The following is a 25,798-nucleotide window of genomic DNA, read 5'->3' on the forward strand; positions in this document are numbered from 1 at the left end:
AATGGTCGGCGCGCCGGCGGGTCGGTTTCAACTTTGTACGCGCATCCTTCGGTGGCCGTTAGGCCCTGCCGTGTATCGTCAGAAGTCAGGAACCTCTTCGGTTCCGCTACAGGAGCAATCATGGCTGACAAGTCCCCGCGTCAAGCAGCATCCAAAAAAGCCGGCAAGTCCATCAAGGAAAAGCGCGCCGACAAGCGGGCCGCCGGAGCCCCGGCCACCTCCCTGGACGTCACGTCCAAGGCCGCAAAAAAGAAGTGAGTGGCAAACAGAGCCACCTGACCCTGGGCGTCCTGGCCTCCACCCGGAAACAGGACGAACGCCGCCTCCCCATCCACCCCCTGCATTTCGAGCGGATCGCGCCGGAACTGCGCCAGCGCATCATCCTGGAGCAGGGCTACGGCGAGCGCTTCGGCGTCTCGGATGACCACCTCGGAACCCTGGTGGGCAAAATGGCCACCAAGGAAGCGCTACTGGCGGAGGCCGACGTCGTCCTCCTACCGAAGCCGCAGCCGGAGTGCCTCGCGGAACTGCGGGACGGCCAGGTCCTCTGGGGCTGGCCGCACTGTGTCCAGGACCGTGCCATCACGCAGCTGGCCATCGACAAGAAGCTCACGCTGATTGCCTTCGAAGCGATGAACCACTGGGCGAGCGACGGCGGTTTTGGGCTTCACGTGTTCCACAAGAACAACGAGCTGGCAGGGTACTGCTCCGTACTTCATGCGCTCTCGCTCACCGGATCCACCGGCGACTACGGCCGCCGGCTCAGTGCCGTGGTGATTGGTTTCGGCGCTACCGCCCGCGGCGCCGTAACCGCGCTGAACGCGCACGGCATCCACGATGTCCAGGTGCTCACCAACCGGGGAGTAGCCGCCGTCGGCGCCCCGATCCACTCGGTCAACATCGTCCAGTTTGATCATGACGACAAGGCGCCCTTCCTGAGCCAGGTCATCACTGAGCGGGGCCGGGTTCCGCTGGCGCCGTTCCTGGCTGAAAGCGACATCGTGGTCAACTGCACGCTGCAGGACCCGAACAATCCGCTGACGTATTTGCGGGCTGAGGACCTCGCGGCGTTCAGCCCGGGCAGCCTGGTGGTCGATGTGTCATGCGATGAGGGAATGGGCTTCAGCTGGGCGCGCTCCACCACGTTCGCCGAACCGATGTTTACCATCGGCGACCACATCAACTATTACGCAGTGGACCACAGCCCGTCCTACCTCTGGAATTCCTCCAGCTGGGAGATCAGCCAGGCCCTGCTGCCGTTCCTTGAGACGGTCATCGGCGGCCCGGAGGCGTGGGACGGAAACGAAACCATTTCCCGCTCCATCGAGATCCGCGAGGGTGTGGTCCTCAACAAGGACGTGCTGGAATTCCAGCGGCGCGAGGCCGAGTACCCGCACCTCCCGGCCTAGCCGGCACCCCTCGGGCCGCGGCGCGTACGCCGCGGCCCTTTTAGGCGGACCCTCTAGTCCGGGCCTTCTGCGCCGGGCTGTTTACGCATGCTTTTTACGCGGCTGCCTCACGGCTGATGATCCGCAGCGGGTGGCGCCGGTCCTTAAGGTCCACCCTGAGTGACAGCGCGCCCTTTCGTGCCAGGACGACGCCGACAGTCACCGCGGCGAGCGCCGGCACCCCGCCGGAGACCAAGAGTGCCACGTGCGGGTCCACGTGCTCGGCGATCCAGCCGAGCATGGGCCCGCCGATGGCCTGGCCGCCGATCAGCACCATGATGTACAGGCTCATGACCCGGCCCCGGATGCCCATGTTGGAGCTGATCTGGACCAGCTGGTTGGAACTGGTCAGGAACATCAGGCACCAGAATCCGGACAGGACCATCACCACGCTGAACCACACCATGGACGGCGCCAGTGCGGCCAGGCACAGCATCAGACCGTACATTCCGGCGCAGAATACCACCGACCGGAGCCGCAGCTGGCGGCGCCGGGTGGAGGCGACAGCACCGGCCAACGCTCCGAGTGCCACCAGGGCGTTCAGCAGGCCATAGCCACCGGCACCGACGTCGTACACGTGGTCCGCGAAGGCGGCGAGCAGGACGGGCAAGCTCATGGCGAAGACGGAGATGAAGCCGGCCATCAGCCACGGCCAGTAGATGGTGGGTTTGCTGAGCGCGTACTGCAGCCCCTCACGCAGCATGCCCTTTCTCTTGGGGGCGGGAGCGCTGAGGAACAGCTGCTCCTTGCGCAGGAGCATCAGCATGGTCGCCGTGGAGCAGCACGCCAGCGCATTCGCGGCGAAGGCCCAGCCGGCGCCAACGGCGGTGAGCAGCAGTCCTGCCAGCGCCGGGCCGATCAGTCCGCCCAGCTGGAACGTGGTGGAGTTGACGCTGATGGCGTTCCGGAGGTACCTGGGACCTACCAGCTCGTTGACGAACACCTGGCGCGCGGGCTGATCCAGTACCGTGACCAGGCCCAGCAGCAGCGCGATGACATAGACGTGCCACACTTCGATGGCGCCCGTCAGGGCAAGCACCGCGAGTGCCGCAGCTAGGACCGCGGCGAGGCTCTGGCAAAGGATGAGGATCCTGCGCTTGGCGAACCGGTCCGCCATCATGCCGCCCCACGGCCCCAGAAGCAGCGACGGCATGAACTGCAGAGCCACCGTGATGCCCACGGCGGTGACGGAACCGGACAGTTCCAGCACCAGCCAGTCCTGGGCGATCCGCTGCATCCAGAGGGCGGTGACCGCGACAAAGTGCCCAATCGCGAAGATGCGGAAATTGGGGACTCGCAGGGAGATAAACGTGTGCCGCCAGGGAAGGTGTTCACTGACCAAGGCGATGGGTTGGGTCCGGGTGGAAGCGGCGGAGGCGGAGTCGATGACGGGCTGGCTGACGGTTGCCGACGTTGGCGGTGGGGGTGCCACAGGGATGTCCTCAGGGAAGCGGGCGGACTGGGATGCTTCCCACGCTAGGCTGATCCCACGTGATTATGTAGTCTTATCGCGTCTATAACTACCATTACAAAACGTAATATCTCCCGCTCTGACGTGGGTGAACAGCCGGCCAGGCAGCCAAGGAGTCCATCGTGTTCGAACCCGCCCAGCTCCGCTCCTTCCTTGCTGTGGCCGAGACGCTCAGTTTCACCAAGGCAGCGGAACGCCTGGGCCTGGCACAGCCCACCGTCAGCCAGCACGTCCGCAAGCTGGAGACGGCCGCGAAGCGCATCCTCGTCAGCAGGGATACGCGCGATGTCCGGCTCACGGACAACGGGGACGCGATGGCCGGCTTCGCCCGCACCATCCTTGCCGCCCACGATGCCGCTACGCGGTACTTTTCCGGCTCGGCCATGCGGGGTCGGCTGCGTTTCGGCACGGCCGACGACCTGGCCATCACCGGCCTCCCCCGGATCCTTCGTGAGTTCCGGCAGGTCTATCCACAGATCAACCTGGAGCTCACCGTTGGCCAGAGCGACCAGCTGTACAAGAAACTCAACGCGGGCCAGCTGGACCTGGTGTTTGTGAAGTGGGTGGCCGGCGTCAAGGACGGCACGGTGGTCCAGCACGACACCTTTTCCTGGGTGGGACTGGAGCAGACGTCCCTGGAGCCCGGGGATCCCGTACCGCTGATCGCCTACCCCTCCCCCAGCCTTAGCCGGAAACTGGCCATCGATGCGCTGGAATCAATCGGCCGGACCTGGCGGATCACGTGCACCACCCGGCAGATCAGCGGCGTCCTGGCGGCACTCCGGGCAGGCATCGGCGTTGCCGTGATGCCGACGTCGCTGGTTCCCGAAGACCTGAAAATCATCACCCGCCGGTTCGACCTGCCGCCGGTGGGCGACGTCGACTTCACCCTCATCCGCAACCCGCTGGCCAACGCCGAGGTGATCGATGCGCTGACTCAGGCCATCGTCGGACGGACGCTCAAAAAGTCGGTCTGACCAAATTTGCCGCAGGGTTCAGGGCTGTTAACGAACCATTGAAGTAAAAGCCCGCCTCCTCTATGCTGGATTATCCATGGGTCAAGCAGTGGCAAATTTAACACTACGAGTGCGCCCTGCAGCCCATGATGCGGCCGTACTCGGGATAGGCAGCCAATGACGACAGCCGAGAATACCCATTTACACACTGTGTATACCCAGCGACATAGCACTGCACGGCCGCTGGTCACCCATCATTCCAGCCACAACACCGGCATTTCGCGGGCCGCCGAGTACATCGGCAAGCCCACATGCGACAAGTGCGGCACTGATGAGTTCATTTACCTCGAGTCCTACATTCCGCCGGTGTACCGGCGTGACGGGGCGGTCAGGACACTGGGCGAAGTCGCCTACACCTGCACCCGTTGCGAAAATTTCTCCGCCCATAATGTTCCTGCATCGTGGACTCCCCCAGGCTGGTATCTGGGCTAATCACCAACGGTCTCCAGGCTCGCCCCGGCGCAGCCCCTGATCACTACCCAACTATTCAATAGCGAAGGCCCGGCAACCGCCTGATGGCGGCCACCGGGCCTTTTCGTGTCTTCGGCCGCCCTGAGTCCGGCCTAGACCAGCCCTAGATCAGTGACGCCGAGAGGTGGTTCGGGGTGCCGAACCGGTGGGCCGTAATGCTGATGGCCTGCTCGTGCAGGAACGGCAACAGCTCCACCCGCCCGGCCTCCGTGACCGCGTGGGCGTAGATCGCCAGGTCCGGACGCCCGTCCGTGGCCTCGGCGAGGGCTTTGGCGTCCCCGCCGATCAGGCGGATCCGCGCCCCGGCCAGTTTGCCCGCCGCGGCGAGGCGGGCCGCCGAAGCCAGCCAACCGGCGTCGGACTCCACCGTGACGTTGATGTCCAGCCCGGTAAGCACGGCGCGCAGCTGGGCGGGAAGGTCGACGGCGGTGGAGACGGTGAGTGCCGAACCGGCCAGGACGCCGGCCGCCACGGTCCGCGCCAGGTGGGCCAGTGGGGCACCTTCGGAGAGCCGCACGGTGACCGGCAGCGCACGGTAGCGGAAGATGTTCCGCTCCGCACTCAGTCCGGAAACGTCCTGGGCGTTGCCGAACTCCTCGTCCCAGGCCAGGGCATCAGACTCCAGGGAGCGCTGGAGCGACTCGCGCTCCGCCGGATCCAGGGCCTCCGCGGCGGCATTCAGGATGCGGCCGACGCCCGCATTGGTGACACTTGCCGCGGCTGCGGCTTCCGCACTAACCCAGTAGCCGAGGCCGGTCAGATAGTTGGGTCCGCCTGCCTTGGTCCCGGCCCCGACGGCGGATTTCTTCCAGCCGCCGAACGGCTGGCGCTGCACGATGGCGCCGGTGATGCCGCGGTTCACATAGAGGTTTCCGGCCTGGATGGAGTCCAGCCAGGTGCCGAGCTCGTCCGGGTCCAGGGCATGCAGGCCGGCGGTGAGGCCGTACTCGACCTGGTTCTGGATCTCGATGGCCTCCTCCAGCGTGTCAGCGGTCATGACGCCCAGGACCGGTCCGAAGAATTCAGTGAGGTGGACGTAGGATCCGCGGCGCACGCCGTAGCGCACGCCCGGGCTCCAGAGACGGCCCGTATCGTCCAGCTTGCGCGGTTCCACAGCCCAGGTTTCGCCCTCGCCCAGGGTGGTGAGGGCGTTGAGCAGCTTGCCGTTTGCGGGCTCGATGATGGGGCCCATCTGGCTGGTGGGGTCCTGCGGGTAGCCCACCTTCAGCGAGGTGACGGCATCAACCAGCTGGTTGTGGAATCGCTTCGATTTAGCAACAGTGCCCACCAGGATCACCAGGGAGGCGGCGGAGCACTTCTGGCCGGCGTGGCCGAACGCGGAATACGCCACGTCCTTCGCGGCCAGGTCCAGGTCCGCACTCGGCGTGACGATGATGGCGTTCTTGCCGCTCGTCTCGGCCAGCAGCGGAAGGTCCTTGCGGAAGGAGCGGAACAGCTCTGCCGTCTCGTAGCCGCCGGTGAGGATCACGCGGTCCACTGCGGGGTGCGAGATCAGCTGCTGACCGAGCTCACGCTCGCCGAGCTGGACCATGGTCAGCACGTCGCGCGGGATGCCGGCTTCCCACAGTGCTTCGATCATCACGGCGCCGCTGCGGCGGGCCTGCTTGGCGGGTTTGATCACGACGGCGGAGCCGGCGGCGAGTGCCGCGAGGGTGGACCCTGCCGGGATGGCGACCGGGAAGTTCCACGGCGGGGTCACCACGGTGAGCTCGGCCGGGACGAACGTGGCGCCGTCGACCTTTTCCAGCTTCCGGGCGGACTCGGCGTAGTAGTGGGCAAAGTCCACGGCTTCGCTGACCTCGGGATCGCCCTGGTCGAGGGTTTTGCCGGTTTCGCTGGCCATGACCTCCAGGAGGTCGGCGCGGCGGGCTTCGAGGACGTCGCCGGCGCGGTGCAGGATCTCGGCGCGCTCGTCGCCGGTCAGGGCACCCCAGGCCTTGCCCTTCTCGACGGCGGTGGCGATGACGGCGTTCAGGGTCGCCTCGTCGTTGATCGTGGCGGCCTCGACGGCGGCGTTGCCCAGCGCGGAGCCTGCCACTCGGCCCAGGATGGCACGGCCCCAGTCGCGGTTGGCGGGCAGCGACGGATCGGTGTCCGCGGTGTTCTCGAACGAGTCGTGCGGCATCGGCGCGGCCGGGAGGGCGCGGTTCTGCCGGCGGTTCGGGCCCGGGACCTCGCCGTCGAGCGTGGCGAGGGAGGCGAGGAAGCGCTGCTTCTCACGCTCGAAAAGGGATTCGTTCTCGCTGAGTTCGAACACCGCGGACATGAAGTTGTCCTGGCTGGCGCCCTCTTCGAGGCGGCGGATCAGGTAGGCGATGGCGACGTCGAACTCGGCGGGGTGCACCACGGGGGTGTAGAGCAGGAGCGATCCGACGTCCTTCTTGACGGCTTCAGCCTGACCCTGCGCCATGCCCAGCAGCATCTCGAATTCGATGCCGGATTCCACGCCGCGCTGCTTGGCGAGCAGCCAGGCGAATGCGATGTCGAAGAGGTTGTGGCCGGCCACGCCGATCCGGACGTTGTTGATCCGGTCCGGGTGCAGCGAGTAGTTGATGACGCGCTTGTAGTTGGTGTCCGAATCCTGCTTGGTGTGCCAGGTGGCCAGCGGCCAGTCGTGCAGCGAGGCTTCGACGTGTTCCATGGGCAGGTTGGCGCCCTTGACCACGCGGACCTTGATGGCGGCACCGCCGTTGGCGCGGCGCTCGGTGGCCCAGTCCTGGAGGCGGATCATGGCGGCGAGGGCGTCCGGGAGGTAGGCCTGCAGCACAATTCCGGCCTCGAGGTTCTTGAACTCGGGCTTGTCCAGGATCCTGGTGAAGACCGCGATGGTCATGTCCAGGTCCTTGTATTCCTCCATGTCCAGGTTGATGAACTTGGCGTTCTTCCCGGCGCCGGCGAAGGACGCGGCCTTGGTGAACAGCGGCGTGAGCTTCTCGACGACGTGCTCCACGGCCTCGTCGAATGCCCAGGCGGAGTGCGGGGCCACGGTGGAGGAAACCTTGATGGAGACGTAGTCCACGTCCGGGCGGGCCAGGAGCGTGTGGGTTCCCGCGAGCCGCCGGGACGCCTCGTGTTCGCCCAGGACGGCCTCGCCGAGGAGGTTCACGTTGAGCTTGATGCCGTCCTTGCGGATCTTGGCGATGGCCGGGCCCAGCTTGGCGTCGGTGGCGTCAACGATCAGGTGGCCCACCATTTCGCGGAGCACACGGCGGGCGATCGGGATGACAACCTGCGGCAGGACCGGGGCCATGGTGCCGCCGAGGCGGACGGCACTACGCATGTACCAGGGCAGGAACGCCGGGACCTTGGGCGCCAGTGCGGCGAGGTTGCGGGCAGCCACATGGAGGTCTTCCGGGCGGACCACGCCGTCCACGAAGCCCACGGTGAAGTCCAGTCCGTTCGGATCCTTCAGCACACCGGCGAGCTGTTCAGCGGAGGCATCCACGGGGACCTTGGCGGCTTCCGTCAACCAGCGGCGCACCAGCCCGATTGCTTCCCCGGCCAAGGCCTGGGCTTCGGGCACGTGGGACGTGGCTGCAACGGCCGGTTCGGTGGCCGTATTCCCGGTGAAAGCGCCGGGCTCCGTTGAAATGTTGATCATATCTAACACTCGTTCTTTCCGTTGGTGAGGTCGTTCTTTCCACCAGTATGATCTTCCGGTCACGTAAGATAAAGCGACGTTTTCTGAGCAATACAGGTTAGAAAAATCAATGCTTTTAATGGCCGTCCGAACGGTCAGGAAATAGCCACATTTTGGGCAACCCTCTCGCGCTTAACGCGGGTTTTCGGGCAACCCTCTCTCACTTCCTGAAAAACGGACGAACCCTCCCCCACAGGACGTGAGAGAGGGTTCGTCGTTCGCGCCCCGAAAGTGAGAGAGCGTCAGGGTTGGGCTGGGAGGCCGGGGGTCAGCCGAGGGGCCGGTGCATTTCCACGGCTTCCTCGTGCCGGGGACTGTCAGGGTTCATCAGCGAGTGCTTACGGCCGTAGCCGAAGTAGATGACCAGGCCAATGACGAGCCAGACGCTGAAACGCAGCCACGTCTCCCAGTGCAGCTGAAACATCAGGAATCCGGACGCCAGGACGCCGAAGGCCGGAACAAGCGGCATCAGGGGCAGCCGGAAGGTGCGTGGTGCGTCAGGCTTCTTGTAGCGGAACACGATCACCGAGAAGCAGACGACGACGAACGCGGCCAGGATGCCGATGTTGGTCAGGTCGGCGACTGCCTTGATCGGGAACACGCCGGCCAGCAGGGCGGAAGCGATGCCGGCAATCCAGGTGACGCGCTGGGGAGTGCCGTGGCGGTCCGTCTTGGCGAACCAGCCAGGGAGCAAACCGTCGCGGCTCATCGAGAACCAGACACGGGTGACGCCGAGCAGGAAGGTGAGCATCACCGTCAGGATGGACAACACGGCAAAGACCGAGATGATCGTGGCGATGACCGGCAGTCCCACCCCGTTGAACGCGGAGGCGAAACCGGCTTTGGGGTCGATGTCCTGGTAGTTCTGCATGCCGGTGAGTACCAGGGTGGCGGCGACGTACAGGAGCATCGCGATGATGAGGGACATGATGATGGCCTTCGGCATGTGCTTCTTGCCGTCGGTCGCCTCTTCCGCGGCGGTACTCATGGCGTCGTAACCGAAGACGGCGAAGAACACCGTGGCCGCGCCCGCTACAACCGGGCCGAAGCCGCTGGGCATAAACGGGTTGTAGTTGCCCGTATCGATGTAAAAGATGCCGAGACCGATGATGAACAGGATCAGGACTACCTTGATTCCGACGGCCACGAGTTCGAAGCGGCCGAACGTCTTTGTGCCTCGGGACAGGATCCAGGTCACGAGCAGGCAAACCGCGATCGCCGGGATGTTGACGATACCGCCAGTTCCCTCGTCCGGAGTCGCGGTCATCCAGGCGGGCATATGGATGCCAATGCCGGTCAGAAACGCGTCGAAGTAGCCGGATATGCCGATGGCCACTACTGCCACAATCGCGATGTACTCGAGCAGCAGATCCCAGCCAATGAACCAACCAATGATCTCGCCGAGCGCCACGTAGCCGTACGTGTAGGCCGAGCCCGCCCGAGGGATCATGCCGGCGAATTCCGCGTAGGACAGCGCGGCCGCCGCGCTGGCGAGGCCGGCGATCAGGAAGGAAAACAGCACCGCCGGGCCGACGCCGGGGTTGTCTCCGCTACCGGCAGCCACCAGCCCGGCCAGGGAGAAAATACCGACGCCGATGATCCCGCCGACGCCGATGGCCGTCAGTTGCCAGAGCCCGAGGCTCTTGAACAATCCGCTGTGTTTGTTCTCTTCTTCGATGTCGTCAATGGGCTTGCGCCTCATGATCGACTGGGTCAAATCTTTAGGGCTCATCAAGGACTCCTGCGTGGGGTGCGGCCCCATCGCGGCGCCCCGGAAGAGGCTGTGACAGGGGTGACTCAGGTACACCAGTATGCAAGCGCAATTGCGTTAGATAAAGTGACTACTTCTAACCAATATCCATTAGATTCATCAAGGAATATTGCCATGCTCGATGTCCGTCGCCTGCGGCTTCTCCGCGAACTGAAGATCCGGGGCACCCTGGCGGAGGTGGCGGAGGCACTGCAGTACAGCCCGTCGTCGGTCTCCCAGCAGCTGGCCCTGCTGGAAAAGGAAGTGGGCGTGGAGCTGCTCCGGAAAACGGGGCGCCGCGTGCAGCTGACGCCCCAGGCCGAAGTCCTGGTGGCCCACACCGGCCAGCTGCTCGAAACCCTGGAGCAGGCGGAAGCGGACCTGGCGGCGTCGCTGACCACTGTCACGGGAACGGTCCGGATTGCGGTGTTCCAGTCCGCGGCCCTGGCGTTGATGCCGGACACGCTCACGCGGATGACGGCGGAATACCCGGAGGTCCGGATCGAAATGATCCAGCGCGAACCGGAAACGGCGCTGCACGAGACGTGGGCGCGCGATTTTGACCTGGTCATCGCCGAACAGTATCCGGGCCATGCCGCCCCGCGGTACCCGGAACTGGACCGCATCAAGTTGACCACTGACGCGATCCGACTGGCCGTTCCGCCGGCGGATTCCAGCCGGCCGCCCATAACGTCGCTGGAAGACACTGCCGCACTGCCATGGGTTATGGAGCCCCGCGGTGCAGCCTCCCGGCACTGGGCGGAGCAGGCCTGCCGGAGTACGGGATTCGAGCCCGACGTGCGCTTCGAGACAGCGGACCTGCAGGCGCAAATCCGGCTGATTGAGTCCGGAAATGCCGTGGGGCTGATGCCGGACCTCGTCTGGACGGGGCGGGGCACCACCGCCCGGCTGCTGGATCTGCCGGGGCATCCGCGCCGGACCGTGTTCACGTCGGTGCGACGCGCCAGCGCGCAGCGGCCCGCCATCCTCGCCGCCCGCGAGACGCTGGCAGCCACTGCCATCTCAGTAGCAAGGACGGACGACGGCGGCGCGTCCGGGTAGGTGCCGGATCGCCCGGTCACGTTCCGGGCGGGTGCTCGGGCAGCCTCCGGGGCCATGTTCAGTACGTCACAGCGCGATCCGGGAGCCGGCGTTAGACTGGGCGGGTTATGAATCGCACAATGTTCAAGTCCAAAATTCACCGGGCCACCGTCACACACGCCGACCTGCACTACGTAGGATCGGTCACCGTTGACCTGGACCTGCTGGATGCTGCCGATATCCTTCCCGGTGAGCTCGTGGCCATCGTTGATGTGACCAACGGTGCGCGCCTGGAGACCTATACCATCGCCGGCGAGCGCGGCTCCGGTGTCATTGGCATCAACGGCCCGGCCGCGCACCTGGTGCATGAAAATGACGTAGTCATCCTCATCACCTACGCGGCCATGACCACCGAGGAAGCCCGGGCCTATGAGCCCCGCGTGGTCCACGTGGACCAGGACAACAGGATCATCCAGCTTGGCAATGACCCCGCCGAGGGCCTCACGCCGGGCCTGATGCGCCCGCCGTTCGCCCTTAACAACGCCGCCCTGTAGCCGGAGCGTGAGTCCGGGCAGGCACCGCCGCCGTCGCCTCGGAGGCTTTTTTTGGTAGGGGTGCTGCAGGGCTTCTTTGTTGTCTGGTCCATCATCATGGTGGGCTGGTTCGTGGGCCGCCAACGGATCCTTGGCGACAACGCCCGCCAGGTCCTCAGTGGCCTGACATTCTTCGTGGCCAGCCCCGCCCTGCTCTTCGAGACCCTCAGCAAAGCGCAGCTGGGGGAAGTCTTCGCGGAACCGCTGCTGGTCACTGCAGTGTCCGCCGTCTGCACCGCCCTTATCTTCTTCAGCATTGTGAAGTTCGTCCTGAAGCGTGCGTTGCCGGAGGCCGTGATGTCCTCGATGGCCGCTTCCCTGGCCAACTCCGCGAACCTTGGTATCCCCATCGCCGTATACGTCCTGGGCGACGCCAGTTATGTGGCGCCGCTGCTGATCTTCCAGCTGGCCTTTCTCACGCCGGTTTTCCTGATGATCCTGGACGCCAGCACCAGCTCGCACCGCACCACGCCCTGGGGATTCATCCTGATGATCCTGCGGAACCCGATGATTGTTGGCTCCGGCCTGGGCCTGCTTGTGGCAGGGACAGGCTGGGACGTTCCGCCGCTGGTCCTTGAGCCCATCCACCTCATTGGCGGGGCGGCCATTCCGGCCATGCTGATTGCCTTCGGCATGAGCCTGAGCGGCAGCCGGCCTCTGCAGGCGGCCGCCGGCAGGCGCGTGGACACGCTTCTGGCCAGCGCCTTCAAACTTGTGGTCCACCCGGCCATTGCCTATGTTTTTGCCCGCTTCGCCTTGGGTGTCGAAGGCCAGGCGTTGTTCGCGGCCGTGGTGGTTGCTTCCCTCCCCACGGCGCAAAATGTCTTTGTGGCGGCCAGCCGCTATCAGACCGGCACCACCGTGGCCAAGGACACCGTCCTGATCACCACGGTGGTGGCGGTACCCGCCATGACCGGCGTCGCCCTCCTGCTTAACTGACGTCAGACTTGAGGAGCCCTGTGGAAACAATCCTGGACACTGTTGTGATCGGCGGCGGAGCAATGGGCTCTGCGGCTGCCTGGGCGTTGGCCCGCCGTGGCCGGCAGGTCACGCTGCTGGAACAGTTCGGCCCCGGCCACCACAACGGGGCATCGCACGGCAGCACCCGCAACCTGAATCCGGGATACCACCGGCCGGAGTTCGTGGCCATGCTGGTCGAGGGGCTGGCGCTATGGGAGGAACTCGAGCAGGACAGCGGCGAACTGCTGCTCACGCGCACGGGGATCGTCAACCATGGCCCTGATCCGCGGCTCGCGCTGGTGCAAGCAGCGCTCACCGAGGCAGGCCTCCGGGCGGAGTCCCTAAGGCCGGAGGAGGCCGCCGAGCGGTGGCGCGGCATCCGCTTCGACCAGCCGGTCCTTTTCATGCCCGACGGCGGCCAGCTGAACCCCGAGGCCGCACTCCCCGTCTTCCAGCGACTCGCCGCAGCCCGCGGCGCAGAGATCCGGCACCACACCAAGGTGGTGGAGCTGAAAATCATGGACGACGGCGTCCGGCTCACTTTGGCGGACCAAAGCCCTGTCGCCTCGGGACGGACCGAGGTGGTCACCGCCGCGCAGGCCGTGGTGACAGCCGGCGGCTGGACGGAGAAGCTGCTGTCCGGCGCGGCCGGAAGCGGAAAACTCAGAATTCCCCGGCTCACGGTCACCCAGGAGCAGCCGGCACACTTCCGCGTCGCCGATCAAGGAGCTTTGTGGCCCGGCTTCAACCACACTCCGGGACCCGGACCTGCCTACAAGGGCTGGTATTCACCCGTCTATGGGATGCACACTCCGGGCGAAGGAATCAAGGCCGGCTGGCACGGCGTCGGTCCCGTGGTGGATCCGGACCGGCGGTCCTTCCTCCCCGAAACAGTCCAGCTCGCGGCCCTGCAGGATTATGCCCGGACCTGGCTGCCAGGTGTGGACGCCGAGTCATTCGAGGCCATCAGCTGCACGTACACCACCACTCCGGATGAGGACTTCATCCTCGACCGGATCGGTCCGGTGGTCATCGGCGCCGGCTTCTCCGGGCACGGCTTCAAGTTCACTCCCGTGGTGGGCCGGATCCTCGCGGACCTGGCCACGGGGACCCGGGACGTCCCGCAGATCTTCTCGGCGGCCCGCTGATGGGGCCTGGGCTTGAAAGCCCCGTTCGACAGAACCCAGAGGCCGCCACCAACCAGCTCAGTGGCCAGCAGCCACAACACGGCGATATACCGATTGATGGCCTAGCGTCACTTATGGACCTGCCCTACGGCCTCTTGACCTCCGGCTTGTGCCTGTCCAGGATCCGGGCGCAGCGGATGAACCCCAGGTGCGAGTAGGCCTGCGGGTGGTTCCCCAGGTGCGTCTCCGTGCTGGGATCGTATTCCTCGGGCAGCAGGCCGGTGGGGCCGAAGAGGTTCACCAGCTGGTCGAACAGGTCCCAGGCCTCCTCGATCCTGCCCACCGCAACGTAGGCCTCAATCAGCCAGGTGGTGCAGATGTGGAAGCCGCCCTCCAAACCCGGCAGGCCGTCGTCGTACCTGTACCGGAACACGGTGGGGCCCACCCGCAGTTCCCGTTCCACGGCGGTGACCGTGTCCAGGAACCGCTGGTCCGTGACATCCAGCAGGCCGGAAAGCCCGATGTGCAGGACGGCTGCGTCCAGGTCGGGGCTGTCGTAGGCCACTGTAAAGGACGCGGCCGAGTCATCCCAGCCTTCGCGCAGGACTTCTTCGCGGATGGTCCGGGCCAGGGGTTCCCACGACGGGTCCGGCACCCTGCCGTGCCGGGCGGCGGTCCGGAGTGCGCGGTCCAGCGTCACCCAGCACATCACCTTGGTGTAGACGTGGTGCCGCGGCGGGCGCCGGGCTTCCCAGATGCCGTGGTCCGGCTCGTGCCACCGGGCCAGGACGGCCGCCGCCATCTGCACCAGCAGGTCCCAGTGGTCATCCTCGAGGACACCATTCCGTGAGCTGACGCTGTCGATCAGCTCAGCCACCGGACCGAAGACATCCAGCTGGACCTGGTGGTCCGCGGCGTTGCCGATCCGGACCGGCCGGGATCCCGCATACCCGGGCAGGCTGTCGATGACAGCCTCCGTGGACAGGGGCGCCCCCGTCACCGAGTACAGCGGATGCAACCATTCCGGGCCCGGTGCGTGCTCAAGGATCCGGCCCAGCCAGCTGAGGAACCCGGCCGCCTCCGCCGTGGATCCCAGGTCCACCAGCGCGTTGACGGTCATGGACCCGTCCCGCAGCCAGCAGTAGCGGTAATCCCAGTTCCGGGTGCCGCCGATTCCTTCGGGCAGGGACGTGGTGGGCGCGGCCAGCACGGCACCCGTGGGCTCGTGCACAAGGGCGCGGAGAACCAGGGCTGAGCGGCGGACCAGTGATGGCTTCACCGAGGGCAGCTCCAGTTCCTGCACCCAGCGGCGGGAGTGGAGCGCCACCCCGGCCCGCCGGTCGGTCTCCCCGCCGGGGTGCACCTGCGCGGGTTCGGTGTCGCCGCAGCGCAGGTTGAGGACCACCGGGCCATCCTGGAGGTTGACCGAAGCGGTGGCCGTGGCGTGGAGGCCGTCAGAGGTGATGGTGAAGCTGACTCCCGGGGCAAAAAGGAAGATTGGATCGGAGGTTCCCACCACATGGAGTTCATCGCCGCGGGCTTCCATGCTGAACGGCGCGTTGGCGTAGTCCGGCCGGGGTGCGAAGACAATCCTGGCGCCGCCGGTGCCGGAGAGCACCCGGACCAGGCTGGTGATCCCTTCCGGTGCCGGCTCCAGGTAGTCCGTGACTGTCACGTCCGCCCAGCGCGTCTCCACGATCATGGTGCTGTCCACGTAGCGCTGGCCCAGAACCTGTGAGGCTTTGACGGGCTCAACGGAGAAGTGCCCGGCGGCGTCACCGCCCAGGATGTGGGCGAACAGCGATCCTGAATCCGGGAGGGGGTGGCTCATCCAGCAGACCTTGGCATCCGGAGTGACCAAGGCGGTGGAGGATCCGTTGCCGATCATCGTGTGGCGTTCCAGCCCAACTGCGTCCTCGCCGAAAAGCCAGGCCCGCCGCAGCTCGAACAGGAGGGCCAACACGCGGGCGAAGGATTCCGGGTCCCGCAGCCGGTGGGAAGCGCGGGTTTCCCCCGGGCCTACGCGCAACCCCAGGTCCGGGCCGCGGAGCGTGGCCATGGCCAGTTCGTCGCTGTAGGCGTCCCCGGCGTACAGCGCAGCACTCGCGCCCAGCCGGGACCGGAGATTTTCCAGGGCGTCCGCCTTGGCCGGTTCCACTACGGAGAGGTCCAGGACCGAACCGTCCACGATGAAGAACAGCCCATGTGCCTTGGCGATCTCCCGCGCCGTTTCCGTCACCACCTGCACCACCGCCGGTGAGGCTGGCCGGGTGTGCACGGACACGGCCACCGGCTTCCGCTCGATCCAGATGCCCTCATGGAAACCCACGGCCTCAGACAGTACTGTGCTGACCTGGTGGAGCGTGGCTTCGGTGGCGAGGTCCTGGACGTGGGCGAAGGCCATGTCCGACTCCGCGCCGTGCGATCCGATGAGATGCACCTCCGCGGGCAGCCGGGACACTGCGGCGAGGTCACGCAGCGAGCGCCCTGAGACGACCGCGGCATGGGTGTTGGGCAGGGCGGCCAGGGCTCGGAGCGCAATCGCAGCGCTCCCCAGAGGCAGGGTCTCCGTGGAGATTCCCTCCGCATCGCACAAGGTTCCGCCGTAGTTGCAAGCCACCAGCAGCCCGGGGACGCGGGCCAGGACCTTCAATTCGGCCAGGAGGGTTGGCGTGAAGCCTTCGTCCGCCAGGTCCGACTGGATGAACGTCCGCAGCAGGCCAAGCGGCAGCGATCTGGTCAGCAGGGCGGAATCCGCCACGCTCTGATTCAACGGCGTAGCCATGCGTGCACTCCTAAAGCAGAGCCTGGCCCGGGAAGGCCGAAGGGGGCAGTTTAATTGTCCGCCTGGACGATTTCCTCCGAAAGTCCCCCTTATTGCGGCTGTGTAAAAGTCCGACGACGGCGCCCACGCTCCGCCCCTGGCCCCGCGTCGCGTCGCGTCGTGTCGTGTCGTGTCACGTTGGGCAGGCTTTAACGCCCGACGACGGCGCCCCACCGCGCAAATCCGCGGCAGGGCGTCGTCGTGCTTTCCAAAAGGCTGCCGCGCGTGACACCGGGGTCAGACCCGGTCCAGTTTGGCCACACCGATTTTGGAGTCCGCCATCCCGTAGAACACAAACAGCTGGTCGCCGATTTTCTCGATGGCGGTGGGGAACACCACGTTCGGCACGATCCCGGAAATCTCGTCCTCGGTTTCGGGCGCCAACAAGGGCTTGTCGCTGCGGGCGATGACCTGGGACGGATCATCCGCGGACAGGATCATGGCCGCCGCGGTGTAGTTGACGTTCTGCTGCTGCTCGAAGGCAGACGCGGCCATCTTGCCGGCCACACCGTGGTGGATCAGGAGCCAGCCTTCGTCCACGCGGATGGGGGGCGGGCCGCCGCCGATCTTCAGTTCCTCAAAGGGGAACTCGCTGAGGGCCACCAGACGGTGCTTGCCCAGGTGCACCAGGTTGCGCAGGTCCCGCTCCACGTCGGCCACGGCCACGTAGGAGATCCAGATGCCGGGACGGTTGTCCGTCACGCCGGCGGGCAGGTGCTCGCCTTCGCCGGGACGGATCCAGCCGAGGTCCCACATGGGGCGGTGCAGGATGGCGTAGGAGGGCACGCCGTCGGGGTCGTTCACCGGCTCCGGGAAGAACACCGCGTCCTTGTTGGGAAAGAGGTTCAGGTCCATGGAGAGATCGGCCTGGTACTCGAAGAAGCAGGGGCCCAGGCGTTCCCAGTTCCGGAGGTCCTCGGAGTGCGCGAAGGCGAGGCGGGGCCCCAGCGGGCCGTACGCCACGTAGGTCATGAGGTGCTTGCCGAGGGCGGGCACCCAGGTGGTGCGCGGATCCTCGGTGCCGGCGTTGTTCATGCCGCGTTCCCAGCCTTCGTCCGGGGCCAGGACCACACCCTCGCGTTCCACGCCGGTGGGCACGCCGTCATCGTTGATGACCACCTTGGCGAGGCCCACGCGGGACACGTTGCCGGTGGCCACAAGCCGCGGCAGCAGGTACAGCTCGCCGTCCGGGCCGCGGCCGCTGGCGGGGTTGAGAACGCCCTCGGCCTCGAAGTCGTTGCCGGGCTCGGGGGTCATGACGACGCCGGCGCGGGTGAGGGTGAAGGGGACAGTGGGCAGTACAGAAGTGTGGGGGGAAGTCATTGATTAGCCCTTTACGCTGGAACCGATATTGGTGGAAATGAACTGGCGCTGGAAGAAAATGAACAGCGCGACGGCGGGGGCCGCCAGGACGCAGGCACCGGCAAGGATGGCACCGAACGGGTTGCCGGCCTGGCCGGCGATGTTGGAGATGAAGTTGGCCAGTGACACGGCCAACGGCTGCAGGGACTGCTCCTTCGTGACCAGGAACGGCCAGAGGAACTCGTTCCACGGGCCGATGAAGGTCAGCAGCACGGCGGTGACTATGGCTGGCCGCACCAGCGGAATGGCGATCTGCCACAGGATCCGCAGCTCCGAGGCGCCGTCGATCCGGGCCGCCTCAAACAGGGTTGAGGGCAACTGGAGGAAGTACTGGCGGAACACAAACACCGCCGTGGAGTTGATGGCGAACGGCAGGATCATGCCCAGGTAGCTGTCCGCAAGGCCGTAATCGCGCACGATCATGACGTACAGCGGGATGAGCAGCAGCTGGAAGGGGATCATCTGGACCAGCAGCATCATGCCGAACACCACGCCGCGGCCGCGAAACTTCATCTGCGCCAGGGCATAGCCCACCAGCAGCCCGAAAATCACCGTAAAGAGGATGACACCGCCGGTGAAGATGCCGGAGTTGAGCAGCCCGCGGAACAGGTTGATGGACTCGTTGATCTGCACATAGTTCGCGCCGGTGATGTTGGCCGGATTGGGAAACGCGCCGAAAATCGAGGTGTCCGGGGAGGCCTGCAGCGACCCGATGAGCATGTAATAGAACGGGAAGAGGAAAACGAAGGCGCCCCCGCCCAGCAGGAAGAAGCTGCCCACGCCCAGGTTGCGGCGCTTTTCGACGCCCGAGTCGGAACGAAGCACAGGTTCCGCCTGCTCGGGGAGCCTGCTGGCGTCGTCGTCGTTCTTGGCGTTTTGTGCGTTGGTGACGGACATGTCAGTCCTCCTTCCCGCCGACGAGGCGTTTCTGGATCAGGGCGATCAGCAGGACGCCGATCACCAGCACCACGCCCAGCGCGGCCGCGACGTCGGGGTTTCCCTGCAGGATGCCCCGTTGGTACATGATGAACACGGGGGAGGCCGAGGCCCCGTCCGGGCCGCCGCCGCCGGTCAGCAGGTACGGCTCGGTGAAGAGGTTCGCGCCGGTGATGGTGGCCAGCAGCGTGACCAGGACGCTGGCGGGCCGGACGCCGGGCACTGTGATGTTCCAGAACTGGACCCACTTGTTGCCGCCGTCCACAGCCGCTGATTCGTACAGCTCATCGGGGATGTTCTGTAGCGCCGCGAGGTACAGCAGGATGAAGAATCCCAGCTGTTTCCACGTCACGTAGAGCGCCACGGTGGGCATGGCCAGCCACGAATTCACCAGCCAGGAGGGGGACGGCGCCAGGGGCCCGAGCAGCGTGTTGATCAGCCCGTTTCCCTGGAACAGGAACAGCCAGACACCCACGACGGCGACGCTCGCCGTCACGTAGGGAACGTAGTAGCTGAGGCGGAAGAACGTCTTCAGCCGGGTCACACGGTTCAGGGCGTTAGCCAGCAACAGGGACAGGCCCACCGTCAACGGGACGTTAATGATCAGGAAGACGCCGATGTTCAGGAACGAGCGCTGGACGGCGGGGTCGGAGAGGACGGTGATGTAGTTATCGAACCCTACAAACGGCCGGTCCACCGTGACCCGTGGTGCCGTGAAGAAGAAATCGTGGAAGGAAATGTAGACGGCGTAGCCGAGGGGAAACGCCAGGACAGCCAGGATGTAGATGACATAGGGGGCGCTGAACAGCAGCCCCAGCGGCTGGGGACCCAGGAAGTTCTTACGCCTCCTGGGCACCAGCCGCCGGTCCGCCGTCCCGCCAACCGGTTTCCCCGTGACGGGGTTCCCACTGGAAGAGCGGAGTGACATTGGGGGTCAACGCTACTTCTGGGCTACCAGTTGGTTGATCTTGTCCGCTGCGTCCTTGAACGCGGTGTCGATGCTTTCGTTCCCGAAAATCACGGCCTTGGCGTAGGCGGTGCGGAAAGTCTGCCAGACTTCAACGGAGTTCGAGACGTTGGGGACCTCCACCGTCCGCGCAGCCTGTTCGGCGAACTGGGTGTACGCCGGGTTCTTGGCGAAGTAGTCCGCGTAGGCCGTGGGAAGGTCCTTGCGCATCGGCATCTGGCCGGTATCGGTCAGCAGCTTGCCGTCCTGCTCCTTGCTGGTAGCGAATTTCAGGACCTCCCAAGCGGTGCCCTGGTTCCCGCAGGCGGAGTAGATGGCCACGTTCTTGGCGTCGGAAAAGGTTGAGGTATCAGCCTTGGCCGTGGCCGCCGGGACCGGAACTGCACCCCAGTTCACTTTGTCCTTGTAGGCCGCGATGGCCCAGGGCCCGGCCATCGACATGGCGGCCTTGCCTTCGGCGAAGGAGTCACCCTGGTAGACCTCCTTGGAGGCGAGGTTCTCCTTGTAGAGGGTCTCGAACATGGCGGCTACCTGCTTGCCCTGCTCGCTGTCGAACGTTGCCTTGCCGTCCTTCACCAGCGGGGTGCCGTCGGAGTTGGCGGCGTAGAAGGAGTAGAAGTCGAACCAGGCCTGGAAGAAGTCACTGGCCGGTGATGGCCAGATGGCATTTGTGGCAGCACCGGAGGACACCAGGGTGCGGGCGGTGTCCAGCAGTTCCTGGTGGGATCCCAGCTTCGGGTTCTCGGGATCCAGCCCTGCCTTGGCAAACATGTCCTTGTTGTAGAAGAGGACTACGGGATTGGACTTCCAGGGCAGCTGGTACAACTTGCCGTCCGCGGACTTGTACTGGTCGGCCAGGTCCCCGGTACGGTCCTTGATGTACTGGAGCCCGTCCGGGAATTCATCCAGTGCCACCAAACCGCCCTGCTTCTGGAACTGGGGAACTGCCACCGGCGCGGTGTTGAAGACCAGGCAAGGCGCGTTGCCGGCCGTGATGGCGGCGCCGATGACTTCCTCGGAACTCTTGCCGGCAGGTATCTCCTGCGCATCGATCTTTTCCTCCGGGTGCGCGGCGTTCCAGGATTCCACCATGGCTTTGCCCCACTTAACCTCGAACTCGTTGTTGGAGTACCAGATCTTGATGGGGCCCTTGGCGGACGTGGCCGAGCCGCCACCGGGCTCTCCGCCGCCACCGCCGCAGGCTGCCAGGCCGGCGCCCATCACGGTGAGGGCGGCCAGTGACATTACGCGCGTGGCTTTTGTAAAGCGCTTCATTGCGACTCCTTGGTACTGGTCCCGGTGGGGATCTGCTACTGGTCGGTGTGCTTTTATGCTTGCGTCGGGGATTGCTGGGGGGCCGGCTTGGTGGTTGCGGATGGGGCGGGGCCGGTGGAGGCGCGGACCAGCAGGGAAGGTGCCTGCAGGTCCGTATCCTGGCCGGAGTGCGTGCCGTTGAGCTGGTCCAGGAGGGCCTGCGCGGCAACTCTGCCCCAGCGCATAGGGTCAGTGGCGATAGTGGTGAGGGGCGGGTTGAGGTACTGCGTGAACTCGGCGTTGTCGTAACCGGTGATGGACAGATCTCCCGGAACGCTCAGGCCCTGGGACTGGGCGAACGACTGGCCGGACGTCGCCATGAGGTCGTTCGCATAGACAATCGCGGTGGGGCGGTCCGGCCGGCGGAGCAGTTCCGCGGTGGCGGCCACTCCCCCAGTCGCCGTGAAATCCGCTTCCGCGAACAGATCCGCTGACAGGCCGGCGGCGGCCATGGCCGACTCCCAGGCCTGGCGGCGGCTGCGGCCGTGGATGTATTCCTGGGCGCCGCCCACATGGCCGATCCGGACGTGCCCCAGGGCGAGGAGATGTTCGACGGCGGCCGTGATGCCGTCCGTGTCGTCCATGGACACCGCGGGGAAGGGTGAGTCCGAATCCGGCCTGTTGAGCGTCACCGCCGGCAGCTTGAGCTCACGCAGCAGGCCGATCCGGGAATCGTTGTGCCGCACATCGGTCAGGATCACGCCGTCCACGCGGCCGCCGTCGGCCAGTTTGCGGTAGGCCCGCTCTTCGGCGCCAGGGGCGGTGGCCACGCTCAGCACCAGGGTGTAATCGTGCTCGGCGAGGGTGGTTTCGATGCCCGCAATGAAGGCCGGGAAGAAGGGGTCCGTGCCGAGGAGCTCGGGATCGCGGGCCACCACCAGGCCCAAGGCGTAGGCCTTCGCGGAGGAGAGGCCCTTCGCACGGAGGCTCGGCTTCCAGCCTAGCTCCTTGGCGACCTGCAAGATCCGGCCCCTGGTGGCATCGCTGACGCCGGGCTGGCCGTTGAGCGCATAAGAGACAGCACCTTTGCTGACACCGGCCGCGTGGGCGACGTCGCTGATGGTTACTGCCATGATGTGGGTGCCCTTTAGGTTTCGGGTCCCGTGGCTCACGCCACTGAACCGGTTCAGTGGATTCTACTTAACCGGTTCAGCTGGTGGATGTCAAGGGCCTGGCTGACTTACAGATGCAAATCGCGTCACGCACGGCACGCTTTTGGACCACGACGGCTGCGTCCGCCGCGTGATACCGGGGACCCCGCCGTCGGGCCTTCCAAAAGGGTGCGTGGCGTGACGCGCGTACGTCACCCCTCGCTGGTGGCTGCTCGGGACTACACCCGGGCCAGCCCGGCACCCTCCGCCAGCAGCTCCACGGAGCGGATCCTGGCCTCGGTGCCGGTGTTCTGGTGCGCCACGATCAGTTCGTCGGCGTCGGCGTCCTTGGCGAACCCGTCCAGGTAGTCGAGCACCACGTCCGCGGTTCCGATGGCCGAGTACGTCATCATCTGCGAGACGTGCTGGCCCTGCGGGGAGTCCAGGATCATGTCCGCTTCATCGTCCGAGAACTCGCGCCCGCCGCCGAAGAAAAGTGAGACGCGGGCGCGCAGGGTGGCACGGAAAGCCGTCTGTGCCTCGGCGGCGGTATCGGCGGCAATGACGTTGACGCCGGCGATCACGTGCGGTGCGTCCAGCTGGGCCGAGGGCTTGAATTCACTGCGGTAGAGGGCCACGGCGTCCTGCAGGGCGTTGGGGGCGAAATGCGAGGCGAAGGCGTACGGCAGACCCAACTGGGCGGCAAGGCGGGCGCCGAACAATGACGATCCGAGGATGTACAGCGGCACATTGGTCCCCTTGCCCGGGGTGGCCTCCACACCCTGGATCCGGGTGGGACCGGTGAGGTAGCCCTGCAGCTCCAGCACATCCTGCGGGAAAGTGTCCGCGGACATGGGGTCCCGGCGCAGCGCGCGCATGGTGTTCTGGTCGCTGCCGGGCGCGCGGCCCAGGCCAAGGTCGATCCGGCCCGGGTGCAGCGTCTCCAACGTGCCGAACTGCTCGGCGATGGTCAGCGGCGAGTGGTTGGGCAGCATGATTCCGCCGGCGCCCAACCTGATGGTCTTGGTGTGGGCGGCCACGTGGGCGATCAGCACGCTGGTGGCCGACGACGCGATGGCGGACATGTTGTGGTGCTCCGCGTACCAGATCCGGCGGTACCCAAGCTCTTCCGCCCGCTGCGCCATGGCCACGCTGCCCGCGAAACTCTCCGCCGCCGTCTGGCCTTTGCCGATGGTTGCCAGATCAAGGATGGAGAGGGGAAGCGTCACGTCGGTGCCGGCCTTTCAATGCGTTGCGTAGGGTGGCCGGCCGGGTCGCGGCGGGCGCACTGTGGACAACGACGGCGGCGCCCGGGTTATTTCTGCGGGTTTTAAACCAACGCGGGGTCACATCGCGCCCATCCCGGAGGACTTTATAGGCGCGATGTGACCCCGCGTTGGGTTGGACTCACGAATCAGGCGGCGCACCCCCCAAGGGCGATCGATGAATCGACGGCTGCGATCTGCTTCTGGACGTCCCCGAGCCTGGTCTGGAGGGCGGTGACGACGTCTTTCTGTGCCTTGACTGCGTCGTTGCTCGGCTTCTTCTGGCCCTGGAGTTCCCGAAGCTTTGTCTGCGCCGCTGTAACCTGCCCGTCGAGGGTGGTCAGTTGCGACTGCAGGGACGCCAAGTTTGCCTCCGCGGCGCTGATTTCCCCGTTGAGCTGGTTGAGCTGGCTCAGCAGCGGATTCACGCGTGTCTGCAGGGCCAGTACTTCTGCTTCTTTGGAGGTGATTTGGGCGTTAATGTTGGCCAGGTCGGCTACGAATTTGTCCCCGATCTGGTTAAGCGCGGCGATTTCGCTAGTCTTCGCCGTGACGGCGCTGTTGGCCCCATCGACTGCAGCCTGGAGGCTGGGGAGCTGGCCCTGCAAAGCTGCGAGCTCAGTCTTCTTCGCATCCATTGCGGATTCGGCCGCGGCTTGGGCCTGTTGGGCGTCGGCGAGGGCGGACTTGCGCGCATCCAGGACGGCCTGCTGGTCGGCGATGGCAGCGTGGGCTTCCTGGACACCCGTTTCCAGTCCCGGCAACGCGGCTTCGAGGTCCGTTACGATCTTTTCCTGTGCCGCCACAGCACTGGCGGCTGCCGCTGCGGCACCCTGCAGGGCCGGGAGCTCGTTCTGCAGGTTGGTCAGCTCTGCCTGTTTGGCGGTGACTGCGGCGTTGGCCTGATTTACGGCGGACTGGAGTGAGGGTGCCAGGGCTTTCAGCGCCGCAAGGTCTGCTTCCTTGGAGGTGATAGCGGCGTCTGCTGCGGTCAGTACAGCCTGCAGCGGCGCGGCCTGCTGCTGCAGGGTGCTGCTTTCCAACTGTTTTGTTAGGAGCTGGGCATTCAGCGTTACGACCTGACTATTCAGCGTGTTGAGGTCGCCCTGCAGGCCGGAGATCAGGGTGTTCTTGTCAGTGATCTGCGTCGTGATGTTCGCAAGCTGGGTCTGCTTGAGTGTGCGCGAGGCCTCAAGCTCCCGCTTCCTGCTGGAATTTCCATTGATGGCATCGATCTGGGCCGTCAAGTTGGCGATTTCGGCTTCAAGACTAGTCTTTGTTGACTGCAGTGTCGCCAAGTCGCCCTGCGCCTGGGCCAGTTGGCTCTGTTTGGCCGCAATCTGCGTGTTCAGGGTTGCGATCTGGCCCTGAAGCGCGGCAATGGTGACGTTCACCGCGGCGATGTTGTCAGCGTTGGTCCTAACGGCCGCCGCTGCCGCCGCAGCGTTAGCCTGAAGGGTGGTCAGTTCAGCCTGGGCCGCAGTGATGGCGGCATTCTTGTCTGCGAGGGCGGACGCGGCGCTGGCGGCCGCGGTCTGGAGGTTTGCCAATTCAGTGGTGGCGGTGGCGATTTGCGCCTGTTTCGCGGTGACGGCAGCGACGGCATCCGCGGCCTTCCCCTGCATGACCGACAACGTCTGCTGTGCCGCCGCGACACTTGCCTGCTGCGCCTGCAGGGCATCTTCGGCGGTGGTTCCCGCCTCCTGCAGGCGCTTGAGCTCTGCTTCATCGTCAGTCACGGCTTGGGACGCGAGGCCGACGGCGGCTGCGGCCTGCTGTGCCGCCGCGGTCAGTGTCAACAGTTCGGCCTGGGCCGCCTGGATCTGCGCTTCCTTAGCCGAAAGATTGGCCGCGGTGTTGTCTGCTGCCTCTTTCAGCGTGGCAAGCTCGCTCTGGGCTGCGGCGACGGCTTGGTTGTTTGCCGCAATTTTCGCGTCGACTGCGTCTGCCTGGCTGCGGAGGTCTCCAGCTGCGGCCTGCGCGGCGGCAAGGTCTTTCTGCAACGGCGTCAGCTGATCTTCGACGTCCGACTTCTGACCTTGCAGTGTGGCGAGGGCAGCCTGGGCGTCAGACACATCGGCGGCCTTTGCTGCCTGATCCGATGTCAGCAGGTCCAGTTGGGACTGGGCGGTCCCGGTTGCCTGGGTCAGGGCCGTCTCCTGGGCCTCAAGGTCAGCCAGCGCTTTGTCCGCGTCGGCAATCTGCGTCGTCAAAGTTGATGCCGTCGCCTGCAGCACGCTGCGTTGGGCCTGCAGGGCAACGATCGCGTCGGCGTTCTTCCTGGCCGCGGCCTTTAGGAGGTTCTCCTGAACCGAGCCCCGGTGGGCCAACTGGTTCACCACGCCGTTGCAGATGCCCGTGACAGTTCCCGGAGCTGCGGTAGCGGGCACGGCGAAGACCATCGTGCTGGTCAGGAGCCCGGGTAGGACAACCGCGGCCGCAAGCCGCCTGGTGAGAGAGGATTTTGACGCTGCAGTAGGCATGGAGACTCCTGGTGAGAC

Annotated in this window: 18 protein-coding genes; 7 read left to right on the plus strand and 11 right to left on the minus strand. The window is 65.7% G+C overall.

Annotated features, from left to right (window positions below; all coding sequences use genetic code 11):
* Nucleotides 1–120 precede the first annotated feature (120 nt).
* On the plus strand, nt 121–258 hold the full coding sequence (locus tag FYJ92_RS17685) for a hypothetical protein (RefSeq protein WP_185261864.1): 138 nt from the start codon (nt 121–123) through the stop codon (nt 256–258).
* Nucleotides 255–1,409: a N(5)-(carboxyethyl)ornithine synthase gene (locus tag FYJ92_RS17690; RefSeq protein ID WP_185261865.1), complete on the plus strand. Its 1,155-nt coding sequence runs from the start codon at nt 255–257 to the stop codon at nt 1,407–1,409. Before FYJ92_RS17685 ends, FYJ92_RS17690 begins: the two co-directional genes overlap by 4 nt.
* A 94-nt stretch (nt 1,410–1,503) precedes the next feature.
* Here FYJ92_RS17690 and FYJ92_RS17695 read toward each other — a convergent pair whose 3' ends face one another.
* Nucleotides 1,504–2,880: an MFS transporter gene (locus FYJ92_RS17695; RefSeq protein ID WP_185261866.1), complete on the minus strand. Its 1,377-nt coding sequence runs from the start codon at nt 2,878–2,880 to the stop codon at nt 1,504–1,506.
* Nucleotides 2,881–3,041: 161 nt separating this feature from the next.
* On the opposite strand from FYJ92_RS17695, the gene FYJ92_RS17700 reads away from it, so the two are divergent.
* Nucleotides 3,042–3,896, plus strand: a complete 855-nt coding sequence (locus FYJ92_RS17700; protein WP_185261867.1) for a LysR substrate-binding domain-containing protein — start codon at nt 3,042–3,044, stop codon at nt 3,894–3,896.
* 613 nt (nt 3,897–4,509) lie between these two features.
* Here FYJ92_RS17700 and FYJ92_RS17705 read toward each other — a convergent pair.
* Together FYJ92_RS17705 and FYJ92_RS17710 are read right to left on the minus strand one after the other, a co-directional pair.
* Nucleotides 4,510–8,028 carry a bifunctional proline dehydrogenase/L-glutamate gamma-semialdehyde dehydrogenase gene (locus FYJ92_RS17705; protein WP_185261868.1) on the minus strand — a complete coding sequence of 1,173 codons (3,519 nt, stop codon included), beginning with the start codon at nt 8,026–8,028 and terminating at the stop codon, nt 4,510–4,512.
* Between the two features lie 307 nt (nt 8,029–8,335).
* Nucleotides 8,336–9,799, minus strand: coding sequence for an amino acid permease (locus FYJ92_RS17710; RefSeq protein WP_185261869.1), 1,464 nt, complete (start codon nt 9,797–9,799; stop codon nt 8,336–8,338).
* Between the two features lie 153 nt (nt 9,800–9,952).
* Here FYJ92_RS17710 and FYJ92_RS17715 point away from each other — a divergent pair, with 153 nt between their 5' ends.
* The 4 genes from FYJ92_RS17715 (at nt 9,953) to FYJ92_RS17730 (ending at nt 13,559) form a co-directional block, all read left to right on the plus strand.
* Nucleotides 9,953–10,879 (plus strand): LysR substrate-binding domain-containing protein, encoded by a 927-nt coding sequence (locus FYJ92_RS17715; protein ID WP_185261870.1) that lies wholly within the window; start codon nt 9,953–9,955, stop codon nt 10,877–10,879.
* Between the two features lie 107 nt (nt 10,880–10,986).
* Nucleotides 10,987–11,412, plus strand: a complete 426-nt coding sequence (gene panD / locus FYJ92_RS17720; protein WP_185261871.1) for an aspartate 1-decarboxylase — start codon at nt 10,987–10,989, stop codon at nt 11,410–11,412.
* A 51-nt stretch (nt 11,413–11,463) separates the two neighbouring features.
* Nucleotides 11,464–12,390 carry an AEC family transporter gene (locus FYJ92_RS17725; RefSeq protein WP_185261872.1) on the plus strand — a complete coding sequence of 309 codons (927 nt, stop codon included), beginning with the start codon at nt 11,464–11,466 and terminating at the stop codon, nt 12,388–12,390.
* 20 nt (nt 12,391–12,410) lie between these two features.
* Nucleotides 12,411–13,559: an FAD-dependent oxidoreductase gene (locus FYJ92_RS17730; protein WP_185261873.1), complete on the plus strand. Its 1,149-nt coding sequence runs from the start codon at nt 12,411–12,413 to the stop codon at nt 13,557–13,559.
* Nucleotides 13,560–13,683: 124 nt separating this feature from the next.
* Here FYJ92_RS17730 and FYJ92_RS17735 read toward each other — a convergent pair whose 3' ends face one another.
* From FYJ92_RS17735 to FYJ92_RS17770, 8 genes are all read right to left on the minus strand, one after another.
* Nucleotides 13,684–16,323, minus strand: a complete 2,640-nt coding sequence (locus tag FYJ92_RS17735) for a trehalase-like domain-containing protein (protein WP_185261874.1) — start codon at nt 16,321–16,323, stop codon at nt 13,684–13,686.
* A 276-nt stretch (nt 16,324–16,599) separates the two neighbouring features.
* Nucleotides 16,600–17,685: a glycosidase gene (locus tag FYJ92_RS17740; protein ID WP_185261875.1), complete on the minus strand. Its 1,086-nt coding sequence runs from the start codon at nt 17,683–17,685 to the stop codon at nt 16,600–16,602.
* A 3-nt stretch (nt 17,686–17,688) separates the two neighbouring features.
* A complete protein-coding gene (locus FYJ92_RS17745) occupies nt 17,689–18,621 on the minus strand; it encodes a carbohydrate ABC transporter permease (RefSeq protein ID WP_185261876.1) in 933 nt (310 codons plus the stop codon).
* 1 nt (nt 18,622) lies between these two features.
* Nucleotides 18,623–19,588 (minus strand): carbohydrate ABC transporter permease, encoded by a 966-nt coding sequence (locus FYJ92_RS17750; protein ID WP_185261877.1) that lies wholly within the window; start codon nt 19,586–19,588, stop codon nt 18,623–18,625.
* A 12-nt stretch (nt 19,589–19,600) separates the two neighbouring features.
* Nucleotides 19,601–20,902 (minus strand): sugar ABC transporter substrate-binding protein, encoded by a 1,302-nt coding sequence (locus tag FYJ92_RS17755; RefSeq protein WP_185261878.1) that lies wholly within the window; start codon nt 20,900–20,902, stop codon nt 19,601–19,603.
* Nucleotides 20,903–20,955: 53 nt separating this feature from the next.
* The gene (locus FYJ92_RS17760; RefSeq protein ID WP_185261879.1) at nt 20,956–22,014 is read right to left on the minus strand and encodes a LacI family DNA-binding transcriptional regulator; all 1,059 of its coding nucleotides are present in this window, start codon (nt 22,012–22,014) and stop codon (nt 20,956–20,958) included.
* Nucleotides 22,015–22,271: 257 nt separating this feature from the next.
* Nucleotides 22,272–23,261: an LLM class flavin-dependent oxidoreductase gene (locus FYJ92_RS17765; protein ID WP_185261880.1), complete on the minus strand. Its 990-nt coding sequence runs from the start codon at nt 23,259–23,261 to the stop codon at nt 22,272–22,274.
* Between the two features lie 185 nt (nt 23,262–23,446).
* Nucleotides 23,447–25,780 (minus strand): chromosome segregation ATPase, encoded by a 2,334-nt coding sequence (locus FYJ92_RS17770; RefSeq protein WP_185261881.1) that lies wholly within the window; start codon nt 25,778–25,780, stop codon nt 23,447–23,449.
* Nucleotides 25,781–25,798 lie beyond the last annotated feature (18 nt).

Origin of the sequence: Pseudarthrobacter sp. NBSH8 (genome assembly GCF_014217545.1) — a bacterium.
In the GTDB taxonomy this organism is placed as follows: domain Bacteria; phylum Actinomycetota; class Actinomycetes; order Actinomycetales; family Micrococcaceae; genus Arthrobacter.